General features: G+C 69.1%; 21 protein-coding genes. 11 read left to right on the top strand and 10 right to left on the bottom strand.

The window, feature by feature from the left end:
- The first annotated feature begins 200 nt into the window (after window positions 1-200).
- On the top strand, window positions 201-1,397 hold the full coding sequence (locus AB0915_RS07470) for an IS110 family transposase (RefSeq protein ID WP_366690166.1): 1,197 nt from the start codon (window positions 201-203) through the stop codon (window positions 1,395-1,397).
- Window positions 1,398-1,405: 8 nt separating this feature from the next.
- On the opposite strand, the gene AB0915_RS07465 is transcribed toward AB0915_RS07470, so the two are convergent.
- Window positions 1,406-2,017 (bottom strand): NAD(P)H-dependent oxidoreductase, encoded by a 612-nt coding sequence (locus AB0915_RS07465; RefSeq protein WP_366690165.1) that lies wholly within the window; start codon window positions 2,015-2,017, stop codon window positions 1,406-1,408.
- A gap of 132 nt (window positions 2,018-2,149) precedes the next feature.
- On the opposite strand from AB0915_RS07465, the gene AB0915_RS07460 reads away from it, so the two are divergent.
- Complete coding sequence (locus tag AB0915_RS07460; protein ID WP_366690164.1) at window positions 2,150-2,497, top strand: helix-turn-helix domain-containing protein; 348 nt, start codon at window positions 2,150-2,152, stop codon at window positions 2,495-2,497.
- A gap of 13 nt (window positions 2,498-2,510) precedes the next feature.
- On the opposite strand, the gene AB0915_RS07455 is transcribed toward AB0915_RS07460, so the two are convergent.
- Window positions 2,511-2,978 (bottom strand): MarR family winged helix-turn-helix transcriptional regulator, encoded by a 468-nt coding sequence (locus AB0915_RS07455; protein ID WP_366690163.1) that lies wholly within the window; start codon window positions 2,976-2,978, stop codon window positions 2,511-2,513.
- A gap of 75 nt (window positions 2,979-3,053) precedes the next feature.
- Here AB0915_RS07455 and AB0915_RS07450 point away from each other — a divergent pair, with 75 nt between their 5' ends.
- The 4 genes from AB0915_RS07450 (at window position 3,054) to AB0915_RS07435 (ending at window position 7,141) form a co-directional block, all read left to right on the top strand.
- The gene (locus tag AB0915_RS07450; protein WP_366690162.1) at window positions 3,054-4,202 is read left to right on the top strand and encodes a hypothetical protein; all 1,149 of its coding nucleotides are present in this window, start codon (window positions 3,054-3,056) and stop codon (window positions 4,200-4,202) included.
- A 135-nt stretch (window positions 4,203-4,337) separates the two neighbouring features.
- On the top strand, window positions 4,338-5,789 hold the full coding sequence (locus AB0915_RS07445) for a DUF2252 domain-containing protein (RefSeq protein WP_366690161.1): 1,452 nt from the start codon (window positions 4,338-4,340) through the stop codon (window positions 5,787-5,789).
- A 58-nt stretch (window positions 5,790-5,847) separates the two neighbouring features.
- Window positions 5,848-6,750, top strand: coding sequence for a hypothetical protein (locus AB0915_RS07440; RefSeq protein WP_366690160.1), 903 nt, complete (start codon window positions 5,848-5,850; stop codon window positions 6,748-6,750).
- 46 nt (window positions 6,751-6,796) lie between these two features.
- Window positions 6,797-7,141, top strand: coding sequence for a rhodanese-like domain-containing protein (locus AB0915_RS07435; RefSeq protein WP_366690159.1), 345 nt, complete (start codon window positions 6,797-6,799; stop codon window positions 7,139-7,141).
- 52 nt (window positions 7,142-7,193) lie between these two features.
- Here the strand turns inward: AB0915_RS07435 and AB0915_RS07430 are convergent, their stop codons facing one another.
- The 6 genes from AB0915_RS07430 to paaA form a co-directional block, all read right to left on the bottom strand.
- Complete coding sequence (locus AB0915_RS07430; RefSeq protein ID WP_366690158.1) at window positions 7,194-8,381, bottom strand: acyl-CoA dehydrogenase family protein; 1,188 nt, start codon at window positions 8,379-8,381, stop codon at window positions 7,194-7,196.
- 205 nt (window positions 8,382-8,586) lie between these two features.
- Window positions 8,587-9,645, bottom strand: a complete 1,059-nt coding sequence (locus tag AB0915_RS07425) for a 2Fe-2S iron-sulfur cluster-binding protein (RefSeq protein ID WP_366690157.1) — start codon at window positions 9,643-9,645, stop codon at window positions 8,587-8,589.
- Window positions 9,646-10,152 carry a 1,2-phenylacetyl-CoA epoxidase subunit PaaD gene (gene paaD, locus AB0915_RS07420; protein WP_366690156.1) on the bottom strand — a complete coding sequence of 169 codons (507 nt, stop codon included), beginning with the start codon at window positions 10,150-10,152 and terminating at the stop codon, window positions 9,646-9,648.
- Window positions 10,146-10,847 (bottom strand): 1,2-phenylacetyl-CoA epoxidase subunit PaaC, encoded by a 702-nt coding sequence (paaC, locus tag AB0915_RS07415; protein WP_366690155.1) that lies wholly within the window; start codon window positions 10,845-10,847, stop codon window positions 10,146-10,148. Before paaC ends, paaD begins: the two co-directional genes overlap by 7 nt.
- Window positions 10,844-11,134 (bottom strand): 1,2-phenylacetyl-CoA epoxidase subunit PaaB, encoded by a 291-nt coding sequence (gene paaB / locus AB0915_RS07410; protein WP_366135994.1) that lies wholly within the window; start codon window positions 11,132-11,134, stop codon window positions 10,844-10,846. The genes paaC and paaB overlap by 4 nt, the downstream gene beginning before the upstream one ends.
- Window positions 11,131-12,246, bottom strand: a complete 1,116-nt coding sequence (gene paaA, locus AB0915_RS07405; protein WP_366690154.1) for a 1,2-phenylacetyl-CoA epoxidase subunit PaaA — start codon at window positions 12,244-12,246, stop codon at window positions 11,131-11,133. The genes paaB and paaA overlap by 4 nt, the downstream gene beginning before the upstream one ends.
- A gap of 115 nt (window positions 12,247-12,361) precedes the next feature.
- Here paaA and AB0915_RS07400 point away from each other — a divergent pair, with 115 nt between their 5' ends.
- From AB0915_RS07400 to AB0915_RS07390, 3 genes are read left to right on the top strand one after another with little or no spacing between them, the layout of a single operon-like run.
- Window positions 12,362-13,138, top strand: a complete 777-nt coding sequence (locus tag AB0915_RS07400; RefSeq protein ID WP_366690153.1) for a DUF5819 family protein — start codon at window positions 12,362-12,364, stop codon at window positions 13,136-13,138.
- Window positions 13,135-14,409: an HTTM domain-containing protein gene (locus tag AB0915_RS07395; protein WP_366690152.1), complete on the top strand. Its 1,275-nt coding sequence runs from the start codon at window positions 13,135-13,137 to the stop codon at window positions 14,407-14,409. Before AB0915_RS07400 ends, AB0915_RS07395 begins: the two co-directional genes overlap by 4 nt.
- Window positions 14,406-15,140, top strand: a complete 735-nt coding sequence (locus AB0915_RS07390; protein WP_366690151.1) for a TrmH family RNA methyltransferase — start codon at window positions 14,406-14,408, stop codon at window positions 15,138-15,140. Before AB0915_RS07395 ends, AB0915_RS07390 begins: the two co-directional genes overlap by 4 nt.
- A gap of 188 nt (window positions 15,141-15,328) precedes the next feature.
- Here the strand turns inward: AB0915_RS07390 and paaN are convergent, their stop codons facing one another.
- Complete coding sequence (gene paaN / locus AB0915_RS07385; RefSeq protein WP_366690150.1) at window positions 15,329-17,029, bottom strand: phenylacetic acid degradation protein PaaN; 1,701 nt, start codon at window positions 17,027-17,029, stop codon at window positions 15,329-15,331.
- Window positions 17,030-17,152: 123 nt separating this feature from the next.
- On the opposite strand from paaN, the gene AB0915_RS07380 reads away from it, so the two are divergent.
- Together AB0915_RS07380 and AB0915_RS07375 are read left to right on the top strand one after the other, a co-directional pair.
- The gene (locus AB0915_RS07380; RefSeq protein WP_366690149.1) at window positions 17,153-17,746 is read left to right on the top strand and encodes a TetR/AcrR family transcriptional regulator; all 594 of its coding nucleotides are present in this window, start codon (window positions 17,153-17,155) and stop codon (window positions 17,744-17,746) included.
- A 41-nt stretch (window positions 17,747-17,787) separates the two neighbouring features.
- On the top strand, window positions 17,788-18,567 hold the full coding sequence (locus tag AB0915_RS07375; RefSeq protein WP_366690148.1) for a hypothetical protein: 780 nt from the start codon (window positions 17,788-17,790) through the stop codon (window positions 18,565-18,567).
- A 210-nt stretch (window positions 18,568-18,777) separates the two neighbouring features.
- Here AB0915_RS07375 and AB0915_RS07370 read toward each other — a convergent pair whose 3' ends face one another.
- Window positions 18,778-19,299 (bottom strand): Lrp/AsnC family transcriptional regulator, encoded by a 522-nt coding sequence (locus AB0915_RS07370; protein ID WP_366690147.1) that lies wholly within the window; start codon window positions 19,297-19,299, stop codon window positions 18,778-18,780.
- Window position 19,300: the final 1 nt, after the last annotated feature.

Genomic DNA, 19,300 nt, shown 5'->3' with positions numbered 1-19,300 from the left:
CATTCGTAGGGTTGGGTCGCCCAGGGGTGCTGGGTGTGGCTATCAGGCGGCTGCCGTCTCGTGGCTTGCCTCGCTTCGCCGCCCGGCACCCCACGACGACTCGGCCGCCGATTAGGAAGTGCGAACAAGTCGCTGCGTAGAGCAATGCCGGCGAGGTCGTCCGTGGTACGCACAGAACGAACACAGACGTCAGGAGCACGATGAGCCGGATATGGGCGGGGATCGACAGCGGCAAGGGTCACCATCACGGCCTCGCGGTGGATGCCGACGGCAGGACGCTGCTGTCGCGGCGGGCCGCCAACGACGAACCCGAGCTGCTGAAACTGATCGGTGACGTCCTTGACCTGGCCGCCGGCCGCCCGGTCACCTGGGCCATCGACATGACCGGTGGGGAACCCGCGCTGCTGCTGGTCCTGCTGATCAACCACGGCCAGGAAGTCCTCTATATGCCCGGTCGGCTGGTGAACAGGGCCTCCGACGGCTACCGAGGTGAGGGCAAGACCGATGCCCGCGACGCCTACGTCATCGCCGACCAGGCCAGGATGCGCCGCGACCCGCGGCCCATCCGCCCCGGCGACGAAGCCGCCATCGAGTTGAAGCTGCTGACCGGCCGCCGGGCCGACCTGGTCGAGGACCGCACCCGCTCGGTGAACCGCCTGCGCGGCACCCTGCTGAGCATGTTCCCTGCCCTGGAACGGGCCCTGGAGGTCACCAACGCCGGGCCTCTCAGGCTGCTGACGGGCTATCAGACGCCGGTCGCGATCCGCCGTGCCGGGATCTCGCGGCTGACCACCTGGCTGGCCAACCGCAAGGTCCGCAATGCGAGATCCCTGGCCGAGGCCGCGGTCGAGGCCGCCGAGCGCCAGCACACCGCCGTCCCCGGGGAGAAGACCATCGCGAAGCTGGTCCACACACTGGCCGAGGAGGTGATGGCCCTCAACCAGCAGGTTTCCGAGATGGACAAGCTCATCGAGGGCCGGTTTCGCGAGCACGAACTCGCCGACATCCTCCTGAGCGTCCCCGGCATCGGCTCCGTGCTCGGCGCGGAGTTCCTCGCCGCTGTCGGCGGCGGCCTGGAGGAATTCGACTCGCCAGATGCTTTGGCGGCCTTCGCCGGAGTCGCCCCGGCACCTCGCGATTCGGGCAAGGTCAGCGGCAACCTCCACCGGCCAGTCACCTACCACCGCAGGCTCCAGCGGGTGTTCTACACCTCCGCGCTGGTCAGCGTCCGCTACGACCCGAACTCGCGGAAGTTCTACGACCGCAAACGTGCGGAGGGGAAGAAGCACGTCCAGGCCGTACTCGCCCTCGCCCGCCGACGCGTCAACGTTCTGTGGGCCCTGATCCGTGACCGGCGGTGCTATCAAGTCGCACCTCCAGTGACTACGGCTGCTTGACAACAGCATTAGGAAGCGAGACGCGCGGCGAGAGCCTTGGCCTTCTCCGTGGCCTCGGTGAACGCCCTGGCGCGGGAGGCCTCGGCGAGCGGGATGAGCTCGGCCATCGCGGGCTGGGAGTGGGCCAGCGTCAGCTCCGGGACGATGAAGTCGACCTCGGCGCCGAACATGCTTGTCAGCAGCTTCTGCAGGTAGTTCTGGACGAACTCGCAGTCCTCGCGCGGGGTGCCGGGGGCGTACGAGCCGCCGCGGCTGGCGACAACGGTGATCGGGGTGCCCGTCACCGGGCTGTCGGGACCCACGTTGCGGCCGACGATGATCACCTGGTCGAGCCAGGCCTTCAGGGTCGACGGGATGCTGAAGTTGTACATAGGGGCGCCGATCAGGACGGCATCCGCGGCTTCCAGCTCGGCGGCGAGCTCGCTGCGCAGCGGGTCCTCGGCGCCGGCGGCTGCCGCTGTGGCGTCCAGGTGGGGCAGCGGGTTCGCGGCGAGGTCGCGGTAGACGACCTGTCCGTCCGGGTGCTGCTCAAGCCAGGTCTTGACGAAGGTGGCGGTTACCTCGCGCGATGCGGAGCTCAGCGGGAAGACGGCGGAGTCGAGGTGCAGAAGCGTGGCCATGGGGGATCTCCACGGATATTTAGAGGGCGGTGCCCGGCTGGGGATACAGGGCATCCTTTTCGTATGCACCTAGTAATAACATAGGGGCTTACTAATCATAAGCACCTCACTGCGACGCAGTACCCTGGGTGCATGGCGGAGCACAGTGAGCAGGCGTGTCGACGGGTCGACGTGAGCATCACGCGCGTCTTCGAGCTGTTCGGGAAGCGCTGGACGGGCCCGATCGTCTCCGTCCTTCTGCAGCAGCCGGTGCACTTCGCGGATCTGCGGCGGGCGATTCCGGGCATCAGTGAGCGCATGCTCTCGGACCGGTTGACCGAACTCGGTGCGGCCGGGCTGGTGGTGCGTGAGGTCGACGAGGGGCCGCCGCTGCGGGTCTCGTACCGGCTGACGCGGGCCGGTGCCGCGATGGAGCCCGCCCTGAAGGAGCTGGCACTCTGGGCGCAGACATACCTCGTGGTCGACGAGGGCGGCTGCTGACAGCTCCCGGTGGTTATTGGGGCGTGCTCGTGCCCGGGGTGCTCGTCCCGCCCGACGCGTTGTAGCGCAGCAGGTATTCGGCGAACCGCGCGAGATCGTCCGCGGTCCACTCCGCGAGGCGCTGCTGGTAGGCCGCGTGACGGCTGGCCTGTGTCGAGGCAAGGGCCTGGGTTCCGGCCTCGGTGGGGTGCAGCACCTGGATCCGGTGGTCCGTGGGGTCCGGGTGGCGCTCTACCAGGCCGAGCTTCTCCAGGGTGGCGATCTGCCGGCTGACCGTCGATTTGTCGAGCATGTAGTGCGCGGCCAGATCCGTTGCGCGGCAGCCCTGCCGGTCGTCGATGTGCGACAGCAGTGTGTACGAGACGAGTGGCAGCTCCGGATGGAGGCGGGCCGCGGCGGCGCGCGCCCGGCGTGCGAACGCCGTCAGCTCGCGCCCGATGACGTCCAGCGACTCTTCGCGTTTCCCGGCGGTGTCTGGCACGGTCTCACCTTCCCAAATGTTTAGTTGTATAGTACAACGGATGGGAGAGTTGTAAAAGCCAACCATTGGAGTTCGATGTCCACGGGTTCACGCGCCGCCGGCGGCACGACCGCCGCTGCCCTGCGCCATGTGCTGAGCCATCTCGTCACGCCCCTGCTGATGTGTATCGGGATGGGGCTTGCCTACTTGGGGGCGTTCCATGCTCCGGAACCGCACGACCTGCGGGTGGACGTGGTCGGATCGGGGCCGAGCGCGCACGTGCTCGCGCAGACGCTGCAGGACAAGGGTGACGGCGCGCTCAGCGTGCGTACCGTCCCCGACCGGGACACCGCGGTGAACCACCTGAGGGCACAGGCGAGTTACGGCGCCTACCTGCCGGGGAAGCACCCCGAGCTTCTCGTGGCCAGCGCCTCCTCCGACACCAGCGCCACGGTGGTGGAGAAGGTCTTCACGAAGGTGGCGGCCACGCAGGGCCACCCGCTGAAGGTGACGGACACGGCACCGACTGCGGACGGCGATCCGACCGGCCAGGGGATCTTCTTCCTGCTGGTGGCGGTGAGCATCGGGTCGTACGCATCGGTCGCGGTGATCGGTGGCGCGGGTGCGGTGCTGGCGGTGCGGATCAGGGCGGCGCTGGCCCTCGGTGCGTCACTCGTGGTGAGCGTGATCGGGGCGGTGTTCGCGGGGCCGATGTTCGGGCTGGTGGACCACGGGCTGGGCGGACTCTGGGCGATGGCCTGGCTCTACTCGGCGGGCATTCTCCTGATCGGTGTGGGACTGCACACATTCCTCAAGCGGTGGACGACGCTCGGCGTGATGGTGCTGTTCGTGATGCTGAACTTCACCAGTTCCGGCGGCATCTTCCGGCCCGAACTGCAGCCCGGCTTCTTCGGTTCGCTGCACGCGTTCTGGAACGGCGCGGGCTTCGTCGAGGGTGTGAGGAGCCATGTGTACTTCGATGGGCACGGACTCGGCGGACACGTGCTGGTGCTCGCGCTCTGGTTCGTGGTGGGGCTGGCCGCGATGGGAGCGGCCGGGTTGGCCGAAGGGAAGCGGCGGAAGGTTGCTGCGCAGGCTCAGGGTTTGGGTTCGTCCCGGCACCGGGCCGGGACGGAGAACCGGACAGGAACGGAGAGCAGGGTGACGGTGGAGCATCGGTCCGAGGCCGAGGCCGAGGCGAGGGAAGAGTTGGAGGAGGAGCTGGAGGAGGCTGTCGGCGTCTGACCAGGGCAAGGTGCTGTCCACAGGCGTTCGGTCAGGTTTTCCACAGGGGCAGACGGCTGTTGGCGGACGGCGGTACCGTCGTCGGCAGTTGATGTTGGACAGAACATCGGTCGAGGGCGGGGAAGGCTGCGCGCCATGGGTGAGTTCGAAGCGGCAGTGCCGAGGCAGCGGGTTGTGACGGATGAGCCGCGCATACCGGTCGTGCCCGGGTTTGCCCGGCGCGCGGCCGTTGCGGCGGACAGCGCGCCGCAGTCGCCGAGGCGGACGGGCAAGGCGCTGCGCGACCGGGTGCCCAGGACGTCGCACGATGCGCTGATCCTTCCCTCGGGCCGGCCCGACGCCGTGCAGGCGGTCGAGGAGTCGAACCGGGGCCGAGTGCCCGACCTCGCGCCCATCCGGGTGGGGCGGATGGCTGCCACACCGTTCGCGTTTCTGCGCGGTTCGGCCGGGCTGATGGCCCATGACCTGATGGGCACACCGGTGACCGGGGTGGGCGCTCAGCTCTGCGGCGATGCGCATGCGGCCAACTTCGGGCTGTACGGCGATGCGCGAGGCAGCCTGGTCATCGATCTGAACGATTTCGACGAGACCGTGTTCGGCCCGTGGGAGTGGGACCTCAAGCGGCTCGCCACCTCGCTGGTACTCGCGGGGCGTGAGGCCGGGGCGGACGAGGACACCTGTCGGCGGGGTGCGTACGACACGGTGGGTGCATACCGGCGGACGATGCGATTGCTGGCCAGACTGCCCGCGCTCGACGCCTGGAATGCCATCGCCGACGAGGAACTCGTCTCGCACACGGACGCGCGGGATCTGGTCGGCATGCTGGAACGGGTCTCGCAGAAGGCCCGTAAGAACACCAGCGCCCGCTTCGCCGCCAAGTCCACGGAGGAGGCCGAGGGCAGCGGACGCCGCTTTGTCGACGCACCGCCGGTGCTGCGGCGAGTGGCGGATGCGGAGGCCGCGGCGGTCGCGGCGGCGCTCGGCGAGTACGTGGGCACGATCTCGGAGGACCGGGTGCCGCTGCTCGCCCGTTACGCGATCCATGACGTGGCGTTCCGGGTGGTCGGCACGGGGAGCGTCGGAACCCGGTCGTACGTGGTGCTGCTGCTCGATCACCGCGGCGAGCCGTTGGTCCTGCAGGTGAAGGAGGCGCGGCCCTCCGCGCTGGCGCCGTATCTGCCCGCCGTCGGTTTCGAGGTGCCCGAGGCGGCGCACGAGGGTCACCGAGTGGTGCTCGGGCAGAAGCGGATGCAGGTGGTCAGCGACATTCTGCTGGGCTGGGCGACCGTGCAGGGGCGGCCTTTCCAGGTGCGGCAATTCAGGAACCGCAAGGGCAGTGTGGACCCGGCGGCCCTGGCGGCTGACCAGGTCGACGACTACGGGCGGATGACAGGCGCACTGCTGGCGAGGGCTCACGCCCACAGCGCCGATCCGCGGTTGATCGCGGGCTACTGCGGCAAGAACGACGAGCTGGACGAGGCGGTGGCGAGCTTCGCCGTGACGTACGCGGACCGTACGGAGGCGGATCACGCGGAGCTGGTGCGGGCCGTCGGTTCAGGGCGAATAGCGGCCGAGCTCGGGGTGTGAGGGGCGCTCCGCCGACCGTGCGTTCTCGGGGCGCGGGCCGGGGCCATACGCTGGACGGGTGACCCACGAAGCCGCCGGGGTGCCGACCACCCGGAACGACGATGACCGGCAGGACAACGACCGGCAGCAGGAGCAGCACGAGCAGCAGGGCCCTCGGGGCGACACCGACGCAGGCGCTGCCGTTGATGCGCGCCCCGAGGCGCGGCTGGCGAAGGCCGTGCGGGTGGCGGAGCAGGCTCTGATCGAGTTCGAGATCGCGGTGGAGACCTTCCGGGTCGAGGTGGAGAACTTCTCCCGGCTGCACCACCAGAAGCTCGGCCCGATGTACGCCCGCCTCGACGAGCTCGACGCGCAGATCGCGGAGGCCCGAGCCGCTCGGACCGGTGACCCCGAGGATCTGCGCAGGGCTCAGGCGGCTCGGGCGCTCGTGATGCCGATGCCGGGCATCGACGAGCTTTTCCACGACTGGCTCGACTCCGACGGGCTGTCCCCCGAGGCGGCGGCGATGCTGACCGAGCAGCCGGTGCGGCCGCCCAAGCGGGTCCGGCCGACCGAGGAGGCGCGCAAGCTCTACCGCGAGCTGGCACGCAGCGCCCACCCGGATCTCGCCCAGGACGAGATGGAGCGGGCGCGCCGGGACGAGTTCATCACCCGCGTCAACGCCGCCTACGGGCGTGGGGACGAGGCCCTGCTGAAGGAGCTGGCGGAGGAGTGGGCGGCGGGGCCGGTTCCACCGCAGGCGGAGCTCAGCGAGAGCGAGGAGCTCTACGCCCGGCTGAACTGGCTGACCCAGCGCAAGGAACTCTTGACGGTGCTTGCCCAGGAACTGGAGGAGGGCGCGATCGGGGCCATGCTGCGGATGGCGCCCGACGACCCGGACCGGCTGCTCGACGAGATCGCCGAACAGCTGCTGGGTGAGGTCTCGCAGCGAGAGGCGGAGCTGGCAGGTCTGGTGCAGTAGCGTTTCTGGTAAGTCCGGAGCGTACGCACGAGAGAAGGCATGACCCATGAATTTTGCCCCGCTGCCCTCGGTAGATGTCGCGGCGGTGCCGTCGGACGGCCTTGTGCTGGACGTCCGGGAGAACGACGAATGGGCGGCGGGGCACGTCGATGGTGCCCTGCACATTCCGATGAGTGACTTCGTCGGCCGCTTCGGTGAGGTGACCGAGGCGGCGGAGGACGGCCGGCGCGTGCATGTGATGTGCCGGGTCGGCGGCCGGTCCGCCCAGGTCACTCAGTACCTGGTGCAGCAGGGCATCGACGCCGTGAACGTCGACGGCGGGATGCTCGCCTGGGACGGTGCCGGGCGCCCGATGGTCACGGACAACGGCAACCCGGCCTTCGTTCTCTGATCCGGCGAGGATCCTCCCGCGCTCCGGTGGGAGCCGGAGCAGGCCGGGGGTCTCAGCCGAGGGGATGGGCGGCCAGCAGGTCGCCCAGTGCCTCTTCGTGCATCGCTGCGGGGCCGAGCGACAGCTCGATCTGCTTCGCCCAGGCGTGGAAGCGGTGCAGCGGATAGTCGGTGTCCGCGCCGAAGCCGCCGTGCAGATGCTGGGCGGTCTGCACGACCCGACGGACCCCGTCCGACGCCCAGATCTTCGCCACCGCGACATCGCCCGCGACGGGCAGCGTTCCGGGCGCACCGGTGGAGATTCGCCAGGCCGCCTGCCAGAGGGTCACTTCCATAGCCCGCAGATCGATGTACCGGTCCGCGGCCTGGACGGCGACGGACTGAAACGTCGCGACGGGATACCCGAACTGCTCGCGCTTTCCGGTGTATTCGCTTGTCATGGCGAGCACGGCCTCGCCGAGACCCAGCGCGAACGCGCAGGTTCCGGTGGTGAGCAGGGTGCGCAGCCACTCCCAGGCACCCGGCGTACTGATCAGCGCGCTGTTCTCGATCCGTACCGTGTCCAGCTGGACCTCGGCGAACAACTCACCGCTCGTGGAGACCTGTTCGGCGAGTGCGACGCCCTCGGCCGTGCGGTGGACCAGCGCCAGCACGGTCAGGCCCTCGTCCGTGTGGGCGGGCACCGCGATCCAGTCCGCGGACTGGGCCCACGGCACCCCCGACTGCACTCCGTCGAGCACCCAGGCCGCGCTTTCGCCGTCCTCGCCGCTGGACCGGTCCTGGCCCTGGCCGGCCTTTCCCGCAAGGTCCCGGCGGGCGGTGACGGCGAACTCGGCCGGATCGTGGCCGGTGCGGCCGTTGGCCCCGACGGTGAGGACCAGCTCGCCCCGGCCGACTCGGGGCAGCAGCTTGGCTGCCAGGCCGGGGTCACCGTGCTGCTGGATCGTCATCGCGACCGCGCAGGTCTCCAGCAGCGGCACCCGGGCGAGCACCTTCGCCGATTCGCGCAGGACCAGGCAGAGCGCGACTGCGTCGAGCCCGGCCCCGCCGTGTTCCGGTGCCAGCGTCAGGCTCAGCAGGTCACCTGCGGCCAGCCCCGCCCAGACGGACCGGTCGATGTCCTCGGCCACTGCTCCCGGAGTGAGCGCGGGGCTGGGCACTCCGTCGGGCTCGACGCCCGAGAAGACCGCTCTTGCCGCCTCGACGGCCGCCTGCTGCTCCTCGGTGAAGGTGAAGTCCACTGCACTGACCTCCCGCGAACCACTGTGCCCGTACACTGACCTGACGGGTCGTCAAGATAGAACAGGTTCTATGAGAAGGGAACAGGGAAGGGGCGCAGCGGTCCGGGGGACCCGGAGATCCAAGGAGATTCGGGGAGGTTCCGAGGAGATCCAATCGAACCCGGTGGGATTCGAGTGATCCGAGTGATCCGAGTGATCCGAGGGGTCAGCGGTCGAAGTCGATTTCCACCTCCGGTGTGAGCGGATGCGACTGGCAGGCGAGCACATAGCCCGCCCCTGTCTCTTCCGGCTCCAGCGCGAAGTTGCGGTTCATCCGGACCTCGCCCGAGACCAGGAACGCCCTGCACGTCCCGCACACCCCGCCCTTACAGGCGTACGGAGCGTCGGAGCGGCTGCGCAAGACCGTTTCCAGCAGCGATTCGCCGTCCTGGACCGGCCAGTTGCCCGAACGTCCGTCCAGTGTCGCGGTGAGCGTGCTGTGTGCGGGCGCCTCGACCCGCGTGCGGGCGGGAGCGGCTGGGCCGTCGTCGACGTGGAAGATCTCCTGGTGGATACGGGCCCGTTCGACGCCGAGGCCGTGCAGGGCAACCTCTGCCGCCCGGACCAGGCCGAACGGCCCACAGAGATACCAGCCGTCCACCTCTCCCACCGACAGGAGCGCGGGCAGCAGCCCGGTCAGCCGCTCCCGGTCGAGCCGACCGGACGGGAGGCCTGCCTGCTGCTCCTCGCGGGAGAGCACTGTCACCAGATGGAAGCGGTCCGGGTAGCGGTCCTTGAGGTCGGCGACCTCGTCCAGGAACATCGTCGAGGCAGCCGTCCGGTCGCTCCGGATCAGACAGAACCGGGCCTCGGGCTCACGGGCCAGCAGAGTCGACGCGATCGACAGCACCGGGGTGATGCCGCTGCCGCCGACGATCGCCGCGTAGTGACCGGCGCGCGGCGTGAGCACGAAGCGTCCCATCGGGGGCATCGCCTCGACCTGGTCGCCGACGGCGAGTTCCTTGAGGGCGTACGTGGAGAACGCACCGCCGTCGACCAGGCGGATGCCCACCCTCAGCTCGGGATCGGCTGGGGCATCGGCGGCCGGGGTGCAGATCGAGTACGAACGCCGGATTTCTTCGCCCTGGACCGTGTAGCGCACATTGAGGTGCTGCCCTGGCCTGTGGCGGAAGGTCTCGCGCAGCTCGGAGGGCACCGCGAAGGTCACGGCCACCGAGTCGTCGGTCAGCTGCTCGATCGCTCGGACCCGGAGCGGATGGAACATCTACAACTCCTTGAAGTGGTCGAACGGTTCACGGCAGCTCGCGCAGCGGCGCAGCGCCTTGCAGGCGGTGGAGGAGAACCGGCTCAGCAGCTCCGTGTCCGTGGAGCCGCAGTGCGGGCAGCGCACCGAGAGGGTGAGCGCCACCGGTCCGCCGGACCCGGTGGCGGCATCATGCGGGCGCGGGGGTGCTATGCCGAACTCGGCGAGCTTGCGCCGCCCCTCCGCGCTGATGTCGTCGGTCGACCAGGCCGGTGCGAGCACAGTGACCACGGAGACCTCCGGTATGCCGTGGTCGTGCAGCACCTGCTCGATATCGGCCGACATCGCCTCGATCGCCGGGCAGCCGGTGTACGTCGGGGTGAGGCGGACGGTGACTTTGCCCGGGGCGAGCACCTCCACTCCGCGGAGCACGCCCAGCTCCTCCAGGGTGAGCACAGGCAGCTCGGGGTCGGGCACGGACCCGGCGAGCCTGCGCACCTCCTCTTCCAGCAGAGTGCCGGTCACCATGACGCCCCCGGGTGGCTGCGGTGCAGATGCTGCATCTCGGCGAGCATCCGCCCGAAGGGTTCCGTGTGGATACCCTGCCGTCCTGCCCCGGCCGCCCAGGCCCCGGACTGCGGACCGGTCGGCACCGTCAGCGTCGCCTGCTGCAGGACGCCGGTGACGGTGGCCAGCCAGTCGGTGTGCAGCGACGGCCAGTCGATCTCCACTCCCTCGACCGGCTGGAACGGTTCACCGGTGAACCGCCACAGCGCATCCACCCCGCGCTGCATCCGCTGATGACTCTCCTCCGTGCCGTCGCCCAACCGCAGCGTCCAGTGCGTGGCGTGGTCCTGGTGGTATGCGACCTCCTTGACAGCCTTCGCGGCCAGACCGGCGAACTCACCTCCGCCGGCCGCCAGTTGTTCGTACAACCCCTGCTGGTAGACGGAGAAGTACAGCTGGCGGGCGATGGTGTGGGCGAAGTCGCCGTTGGGCTGTTCGACCAGCTGGACGTTGCGAAAGGCGCGCTCCTCGCGCAGGAACGCCAGCTCGTCCTCGTCCCCGGCGAGCGAGAGCAGCACCCGGGCCTGTCCCAGGAGGTCCAGGGCGATGTTGGCGAGGGCCACCTCCTCCTCCAGCACGGGCGCGTGGCCTGCCCACTCCCCCAGCCGGTGCGAGAGCACCAGCGCGTCGTCGCCGAGGGCGAGGGCCGCGGTCACAGGTTCTTCACCCCTTCCGGGATCTCGTAGAACGTGGGGTGCCGGTAGGGCTTGTCGCCCGCCGGCTCGAAGAACGAGTCCTTCTCGTCCGGCGAGGAGGCCGTGATCTCCGTGGATGGCACCACCCAGATGGAGACGCCCTCGGAACGGCGTGTGTACAGGTCACGGGCGTTGCGCAGGGCCATCTCGGCGTCCGGCGCGTGCAGGCTGCCCGCGTGGGTGTGGGAGAGGCCGCGCCGCGAGCGCACGAACACTTCCCAGAGCGGCCAGTCGGTCGAGCTGCTCATGCCGTCGCCTCCGCGTTCGGTGAGGTGTGCATGTCTGTCTGGGACATTTCCGCGCGTGGTGCTTCTGCGATGTGGGCCGGTGCGTGGGCGTGGCGCATCGGTGAGGGGTGCTTGAGCGCGTACGAAGCCGCCGCGTCCCGGACCCAGGCGCCCTCTTCGTGTGCCCGGCGCCGCTGTGTGAGGCGCTGTTCGTTGCACGGGCCGTTCCCGTTCAGGACCTCCTGGAACTCCGTCCAGTCGATCGCCCCGAAGTCGTGGTGTCCGCGCTCCTCATTCCACCGGAGGTCCGGGTCCGGGAGGCTGAGCCCCAGGGCCTCGGCCTGCGGGACACAGATGTCGACGAACCGCTGCCTCAGCTCGTCGTTGGAGTGCCGCTTGATCTTCCAGGTCATCGACTGCGCCGAGTGCGCCGATGCGTCGTCCGGCGGGCCGAACATCATCAGGGACGGCCACCACCAGCGGTTCACCGCATCCTGCGCCATCTCATGCTGCTCCGGGGTCCCGCGGCCGAGGGTGAGCAACAGCTCGTACCCCTGGCGCTGGTGGAAGGACTCCTCCTTGCAGATACGGACCATGGCCCGTGCGTAGGGACCGTACGAGCAGCGGCAGAGCGGCACCTGGTTGGTGATCGCGGCGCCGTCCACCAGCCAGCCGATCGCGCCGACGTCCGCCCAGGTCAGCGTGGGGTAATTGAAGATTGACGAATACCTTTGGCGGCCCGCGTGGAGCTTGTCGAGCATTTCCTCGCGGCTCGTCCCCAGTGTTTCCGCCGCGCTGTAGAGGTACAGCCCGTGTCCCGCCTCGTCCTGCACCTTGGCCATCAGGATCGCTTTGCGGCGCAGCGAGGGTGCGCGGCTGATCCAGTTGGCCTCGGGCTGCATGCCGATGATTTCGGAGTGGGCGTGCTGGGCCATTTGCCTGACCAGCGAGGCCCGGTACGCGTCCGGCATCCAGTCGCGCGGTTCGATGCGCTCGTCGGCCGCAACCGCGGCGTCGAAGGCTGCCTGCTGAGCCGCGTCCGCCCCCGCCGGCCCATCGGGCCCACCTGCTGTCGCCTGCGCGGTCCCTCGCGTCTGGCCCTGCGCAGTCTGGTCCGTAGTCACTGCCGCCATCCCGGGCCCCCTACCGACCGATCGTTCGGTTCAATGACTTCAATGGTGAGTCGGTGGCCCGTAGGGTGTCAACCCTGTGGATAACTGACCGGGGATCGACGGGGATCGGGGCGGGATGGATTCGTACGACGACAGGGGCGTCGGAGACGGGAACGGGAGCGGTGGTCCGGGGGTGGATCCGGGTTCGGACCGGCGTCTCCGTACGACACCGCTCGCTGAATCCGCCGGAGTACCCGCGCCCGTGCGCTCCGGTATCGCCGGACTGTCCCTTCCCTACCAGATCGTGGCCGTCATCGCACTGTCGGTCATCGGGATGATTGCCTGCACCCATCTGGCCATGGTGTTTCTGCACGTCGCCCCGTCCAACACGCTGACCAAGCAGCACGGCAAAGCGGTCGACGACTGGGTCTATCCCGAGTTCGAGCAGAACTGGAAGCTCTTCGCTCCCAATCCGCTCCAGCAGAACGTCGCTGTGCACGTACGGGCCGAGATAGCCGGTCCCGACGGACGTCGTACCACTCCGTGGATGAGTCTCTCGGCCGAGGACGGCAGAGGGATACGAGGCAATCTCCTCCCCAGTCACATCCACCAGAACGAGCTCCGCCGTGCCTGGGACTTTTATCTCAACTCCCACGACATCCAGAACCGCCCGAACGGACTGCGCGGCGATCTCTCCGAGCGCTACATCCGCCGCATCGTGATGCTGCGCCTCGGCGAGCACGACTACGGCGGCACCGTCGAGCGCATCCAGGTCCGCTCCGAGGTGCGGTCCGTCTCCGCGCCGCCGTGGAGCACGGAGAAGATCAGCACCAAGCCGAACTACCGGGTGCTGCCGTGGTGGACCGTCACCCCCGCCGACCTCCCCGGGAACGCCAAGGAGGCGGTCAAGTGAGTACGGCTCCCCCCGGCCGCAAGCTCGCCAGCGGTGTGCAGCGCATTACCTCCTCGGCCCTCGGCCGGTATCAGAGCGCCGTTGTCCGGATCGGTTTCTCCGCCACGTACCTGCTGTTCCTGCTGCGTGAGCTGCCGCACCGCCATGAGATGTATGGTCCCGACGCCCCATGGCGTTGGGACATGGCGAAGCAGCTCATATCGGGCAATGAGTCCCTCTCGGTGCTCATGTGGTCGGACAGCACGGCTTGGTTCGAGACCGTCTATGCGGTCGTCCTGCTTTCCGCCGCACTGCTGATGGTCGGCTGGCACACCCGCGCGATGTCCGTCCTTTTCATGGTCGGTGTGCTCTCACTGCAGAACCGCAGCGTCTTTCTGGGCGACGGCGGGGACAACGTCGTCCATCTGATGGCGATCTACCTCGTGCTGACGCGCTGTGGGCAGGTCTGGTCGCTGGATGCGCGACGTGCGGCGCGGGCACGCCGTACGGAGTCAGGGGCGGACGGCGAGTCGAAGTCGGAGCAGGAGTCGGGAGCGGGAGGCGCCCGGCCGGCCTTGAATGCCGCCGGGATGATTCTGTGGCTTGTGCTCGGCCTGGTCCTTGTTGTGGCCACGGCGACGGACGGCCTCGGTGGCACCTGGTGGCTGCCGACTCTCTTGTGGGTGCTGTGGATCGGGCACGGTGTCTGGTGGGCCGTGAACCGTTACGCGCCGCAGAGCGAACCACGCACGCTGCTCGATGTCCTCGCCAACCTCGCGCACAACGCCACTCTCGTCGTGATCATGGCCGAGGTCTGTCTGATCTACGCGACCGCGGGCTGGTACAAGGTCCAGGGATCGCGTTGGCAGGATGGCACGGCGCTGTACTACCCGCTCAATCTCGACTACTTCACCCCGTGGCCCGCGCTGTCGGACCTTCTCGCGTCCAATGGCGTGATGGTCATGGTGCTGACGTACGGCACGGTCATCGTGCAGGTCGCCTTCCCCTTCACTCTCTTCAACCGGCGCGTCAAGAACGTCCTGCTCGTCGCCATGATGTGCGAGCACGCGGGCATCGCTCTGCTGCTGGGGCTGCCCTTCTTCTCGATGGCGATGATCGCCGCCGACTCCGTCTTCCTGCCGACGGTCTTCCTGGTCTGGCTGGGCGGCCGGGTGACGCTCGGGCGGCAGCTGCTGTTCTCGCGCACGGGCCGGGTGCCCGAGCAGCAGCGGGGCGGCGAGGAGGAGGTACCGCAGCACAGCGGAAGCAGTGGCCATACGCTCGTCGGGTGAGCAGTGATACCGGCAGCAGTAGGAGCAGTAGCAGTGAGAGTCCGTCGGCCGATGGCCTCGGGCTCGGTGAGCAGTCCGCGGAGGCGTTGCAGTACGACGACGGATTCGGGGCGGAGATCGGCGTCGGGCCGCATCCGCTGCCCTGGCCCGAGGGCGAGCGGTACGACCCCGAGCTGCTCGCCCAGGGCGACCGGCGCAATGTCGGTGATGAGTACCGCTACTGGACGCGGGACGCGATCGTCGCCGATCTGGATCTTCGGCGGCACGACTTCCACGTAGCGGTGGAGAACTGGGGCCACGACTTCAATATCGGGTCGGTGGTGCGAACTGCGAATGCCTTCCTCGCCAAGGAGATCCACATCGTGGGCCGGCGGCGGTGGAACAGGCGCGGTGCGATGGTCACCGACCGGTACCAGCACGTGCGGCATCACCCCGACACGGCGGATCTGACCGCCTGGGCGGCAGCCGAAGGGCTGCCGATCATCGGGATCGACAATCTGCCGGGGGCGGTGCCGCTGGAGCGGACCGAGCTGCCGCGGCGCTGTGTGCTGCTCTTCGGGCAGGAGGGGCCGGGGCTGACCGAGGAGGCGCGTAAGCACGCGGCGATGGTGTGCTCGATTGCGCAGTTCGGATCCACGCGGTCGATCAACGCGGGGGCCGCCGCGGCCATTGCCATGCATGCGTGGGTGCAGCGGTATGCGGATATTTCGAGGGGCGTAGGAGCGGTCTGAGGCCGGGGGCACCCGACTGTGCGGGCGGGGCGGCGGAGTGGCGCCTGCGGCGGGTCTCTCGCGCCCCTGCCCGTAGCGGGCGCCCTTCCCGAAATGGGGGCTCCGCCCCCCGGGCCCCGCTCCTCAAACGCCAGAGGAGCTCAAGAGACGCCGAGGGGCTGGAGCCGGGAGAAGCGGGGCGGGCTGTGTCAGGCCTGGCGGCGGACTTCCACCATGCGGAAGCGATTTGATACGAACGCTCCGTCGCACAGGGCCGCGTTGGCCGCAGGGTTGCCGCCCGAGCCGTGGAAGTCGGAGAACGCCGCGGTCTGGTTGACGTACACCCCGCCCGTCAGATTCAGCGAAAGCTGGGCCGACTCGTCCAGGCAGACGTCCTCCACCGCGCGCTCCACCTCCGGTGACGTCGTGTACGCCCCGACCGTCATCGCGCCCTTGTCACGGATCGTGCGGCGGAGCAGCTCCACAGCATCCGCCGTCGAGTCGACCGCGACCGCGAAGGCCACCGGTCCGAAGCACTCCGACAGATACGCCGCTCCGTCGTCCGGCTTCGTGCCGTCGAGCTTCACGACGACCGGGGTACGGACCACCGCGTCGGGGAACTCCGGGTTGGCCACCTCCCTCGAGGCCAAGGCGACTTCGCCCAGCCCTGCCGCGGCCTCCAGGCGGGCCTTCACATCCGGGTTGACCAGCGCGCCGAGCAGCGCGTTCGCCCGGGCGTCGTCGCCGAGCAGACCGGTGACCGCGGCTGCGATGTCGCCCACCACGTCGTCGTACGTCTTGTCGCCCGTGTCCGTCGCGATGCCGTCCCGGGGGATCAGCAGGTTCTGCGGGGTGGTGCACATCTGGCCGCTGTACAGGGAGAGGGAGAACGCCAGGTTGGACAGCATGCCGCGGTAGTCGTCGGTGGAGTCGACGACGATCGTGTTGACCCCCGCCTTCTCCGTGTAGACCTGTGCCTGGCGGGCGTTGGTCTCCAGCCATTCGCCGAAGGCGGTGGACCCGGTGTAGTCGATGATCTTGATCTCGGGGCGGACCGCCAGGATCTTCGCGATGCCCTCGCCCGGACGCTCGGCGGCCAGACAGACGAGATTCGGGTCGAAGCCGGCCCCGCTCAGTACCTCGCGGGCCACCTGCACCGTCAGCGCCAGGGGGAGCACGGCGCGCGGGTGCGGCTTCACCAGGACGGGATTGCCGGTGGCGAGAGAGGCGAACAGTCCCGGATAGCCGTTCCACGTGGGGAAGGTGTTGCAGCCGATCAGCAGTGCGATGCCGCGGCCCGCCGCGATGTACGTCTTGTGCAGCTGCAGCGGATCGCGCTTGCCCTGCGGCTTGGACCAGTCCGCCGTCCGCGGGGTGCGGATCTGCTCCTCGTACGCATACGCCACCGCCTCCAGGCCGCGGTCCTGGGCATGCGGGCCGCCCGCCTGGAACGCCATCATGAACGCCTGACCGCTGGTGTGCATCACGGCGTGGCCGAACTCATGGGTGCGGGCGCTGATGCGCGCCAGGATCTCCAGACAGACCAGCGCCCTGGTCTCGGGCCCCGCCTCGCGCCACGCCGCCATTCCCACGCGCATCGCCGGAAGCAGCACATCCAGGTCGGCGTGCGGATACTCGACGCCGAGCTCCGGCCCGTAGGGCGAGGTCTCGCCGCCCGTCCAGCCGTCGGTGCCCGGCTGACCGAGGTCGAGACGGGTGTGCAGTAGGGCGTCGAAGGCGGCCTTGCCCTCGGCGGCGCTCAGGCTGCCCGGTGCACCGCCCTCGCCGTACGCCTTCGGGTGCTCGGGGTGCGGGGACCAGTACGCGCGCGTGCGGATCGCGTCGAGGGCCTGGTCGAGCGTGGGGCGGTGCTTCTCGGACAGCAGGTGCGGGGAGAGCTCGGCGGCCATGGCGGACCAACTCCTCATCGAGCTGGGCAGGGACGGGCGGACAGAGTTAGAGTAACCGAACGATCGGTCGGGACAAGGGGCCCCACGAAACCTGTGGACAACTCGTAGGGGAGGATCGCGGACATGACCACGGCCAAGCGGGACACGTACACCCCGGAGACTCTCCTCACCGTCGCCGTCCGTGTCTTCAACGAGCGCGGTTACGACGGCACGTCCATGGAGCACCTGTCCAAGGCGGCGGGCATCTCCAAATCGTCCATCTATCACCACGTCGCGGGCAAGGAGGAGCTGCTGCGGCGCGCGGTCAGCCGGGCGCTGGACGGGCTCTTCGGGATTCTCGACGAGCCGGGTGCGACGCACGGGCGCGCGATCGTGCGGGTCGAGTACGTCACGCGACGTACCGTCGAGGTGCTGATAGCCGAACTGCCCTACGTCACGCTGCTGCTGCGCGTACGGGGCAATACGAAGGCCGAGCGCTGGGCCATGGAGCGCCGGCGTGAGTTCGACCAGAGGGTGGCCGAACTGCTGAAGGCGGCCGTCGCGGACGGCGATCTCCGCTCCGACATGGACATACGGCTGGCGACGAGGCTGCTCTTCGGAATGGTCAACTCTCTGGTGGAGTGGTACCGGCCGCAGCCGGGGGGCGACGCAGAGGGGGAGCAGCTGGCGGACACGGTCGTCCAGCTGGCCTTCGAGGGGATGCGTTCCGACCGCTGAACCGTTGACGGCAGGACAGGTCCAGACCACCATCCTTCGGCATGGTTGCCTTCCTTCGTGTTCCCGGGTTCCTGTGTGCTGTCACGTTGCTTGCCGCCGTGTCGCTGACCGGCTGCGGCAGGGGCGACACCGGTGGCAGCGGTGCCGAGAAGGGGGCGGACGCGAGTGAGGCGGCCCGGCAGCCTGATGACTTCGGCTGTCTGACATCGGCCGAGGCCGAGGCGGCATCCATCACCTTCAAGTCCGCCGACTCCACCGAGACCGGCGGCTATATGCCCGGCGGTGCGAGTGGTGTCGGGACAGGCGCGGGGATCGTGCTGGCCCACCAGTCCGACGGCACCGCCTGCCAGTGGAAGGACAAGGCCGACGAGCTGCACCGGGCCGGCTATCGGGTGCTTGCGGTCAATTCGGCGGGCCAGGAGGTCTCCGAGATCGTCGGGGCGGCCGAGTATCTGCGCGGCAAGGGCGCGAAGAAGCTGCTGCTGATGGGGGCGTCCAAGGGGGGTACGGCCGTGCTCACCGCGGCGCCGGAGCTGCAGCCGCAGCCGGACGCGGTGGTCTCGCTCTCCGCGCCGACGCTGTACTCCGGAATGAACGCGCTGGGCGCCGTGCCCAAGCTGACCGCGCCGGTGCTCTACATCGCCGCCGAGTACGACGAGTACTTCGGGGACGATGCGAAGACGCTGAACCGGGCGAGCACCAGGTCGGCGGAGCACAAGCTGATCTACGTCAAGGGCGCCGGTGAGCACGGAGTGGCGTTGCTCGCCAGCCAGGAGAACTGGGCCGCGGTACGGGCGTTCCTCAAGGAATACGGTTCGTGAGAGGCCCTGGTGTCCTTCCTGGCAGGCTTTGCCCCGTCGCGCCGCCCGGCATGCCTGCTCGCCGCATTGGCCTGGGGCCCTGGTAGCTCCTTCCCCAAGCTCTCAGCTTCGTACGAGCAGGGGAGACCCCCCCAGGACGTCCGGCCGCCTTGCGATCGCACGCACCGGACGACGCTCCTCACGGGGCACACACTGCCGGTCACGGCACTACTAGGTCAGCTCGGTGGGACGCTCGGGGCCCGGGTCCAGGTCCGTCTCCTCGAACACCAGCAGCGTGCGGGTGGAGAGCACCTCGGGGATGGCCTGGATCCTGGTCAGGACGAGCTCGCGCAGCGACCGGTTGTCCGGTGTGTGCACGAGCAGCAGTACGTCGAAATCGCCGCTGACCAGTGCGATGTGGGTAGCCCCCGGCAGTGCCTGGAGCTGCTCGCGCACCGTTCGCCAGGTGTTCTGGACGATCTTGAGCGTGATGTACGCGGAGGCGCCCTGCCCCGCCCGCTCATGGTTCACCCGCGCGCTGAAGCGGCGGATCACCCCGTCGTCGATGAGCCGGTTGATCCGAGCGTAGGCATTGGCGCGCGACACGTGGACGCGGTCGGCCACCGACCGTATCGAGGCGCGGCCGTCCGTCTGGAGCAGCCGGAGGATGTCGCGGTCGATGGCGTCAAGGGGCCGCGCGGGCGGAACCCGGCCGGGGTCCTCGGCCCCGTCGGCCATTTGTTCAGCTGCCATG

The sequence above is a fragment of the Streptomyces sp. NPDC048411 genome, from assembly GCF_040704695.1.
Classification (GTDB): domain Bacteria; phylum Actinomycetota; class Actinomycetes; order Streptomycetales; family Streptomycetaceae; genus Streptomyces.
The sequence above is the reverse complement of the archived record's forward strand: the minus strand, read 5'-3'. Positions and strand labels throughout refer to the sequence as shown.

Excerpts from the sequence above, each read along its gene's own strand:
- AB0915_RS07380 (WP_366690149.1), top strand. The coding sequence starts at position 17,153 with ATGACCACGGCCAAGCGGGACACGTACACCCCGGAGACTCTCCTCACC.
- AB0915_RS07470 (WP_366690166.1), top strand. The coding sequence starts at position 201 with ATGAGCCGGATATGGGCGGGGATCGACAGCGGCAAGGGTCACCATCAC.
- AB0915_RS07370 (WP_366690147.1), bottom strand. The coding sequence starts at position 19,299 with ATGGCAGCTGAACAAATGGCCGACGGGGCCGAGGACCCCGGCCGGGTT.
- AB0915_RS07435 (WP_366690159.1), top strand. The coding sequence starts at position 6,797 with ATGAATTTTGCCCCGCTGCCCTCGGTAGATGTCGCGGCGGTGCCGTCG.
- paaB (WP_366135994.1), bottom strand. The coding sequence starts at position 11,134 with ATGAGCAGCTCGACCGACTGGCCGCTCTGGGAAGTGTTCGTGCGCTCG.
- AB0915_RS07445 (WP_366690161.1), top strand. The coding sequence starts at position 4,338 with ATGGGTGAGTTCGAAGCGGCAGTGCCGAGGCAGCGGGTTGTGACGGAT.
- AB0915_RS07375 (WP_366690148.1), top strand. The coding sequence starts at position 17,788 with ATGGTTGCCTTCCTTCGTGTTCCCGGGTTCCTGTGTGCTGTCACGTTG.
- AB0915_RS07465 (WP_366690165.1), bottom strand. The coding sequence starts at position 2,017 with ATGGCCACGCTTCTGCACCTCGACTCCGCCGTCTTCCCGCTGAGCTCC.
- paaN (WP_366690150.1), bottom strand. The coding sequence starts at position 17,029 with ATGGCCGCCGAGCTCTCCCCGCACCTGCTGTCCGAGAAGCACCGCCCC.
- paaD (WP_366690156.1), bottom strand. The coding sequence starts at position 10,152 with ATGGTGACCGGCACTCTGCTGGAAGAGGAGGTGCGCAGGCTCGCCGGG.
- AB0915_RS07450 (WP_366690162.1), top strand. The coding sequence starts at position 3,054 with ATGTCCACGGGTTCACGCGCCGCCGGCGGCACGACCGCCGCTGCCCTG.
- AB0915_RS07460 (WP_366690164.1), top strand. The coding sequence starts at position 2,150 with ATGGCGGAGCACAGTGAGCAGGCGTGTCGACGGGTCGACGTGAGCATC.
- AB0915_RS07400 (WP_366690153.1), top strand. The coding sequence starts at position 12,362 with ATGGATTCGTACGACGACAGGGGCGTCGGAGACGGGAACGGGAGCGGT.
- paaA (WP_366690154.1), bottom strand. The coding sequence starts at position 12,246 with ATGGCGGCAGTGACTACGGACCAGACTGCGCAGGGCCAGACGCGAGGG.
- AB0915_RS07425 (WP_366690157.1), bottom strand. The coding sequence starts at position 9,645 with ATGTTCCATCCGCTCCGGGTCCGAGCGATCGAGCAGCTGACCGACGAC.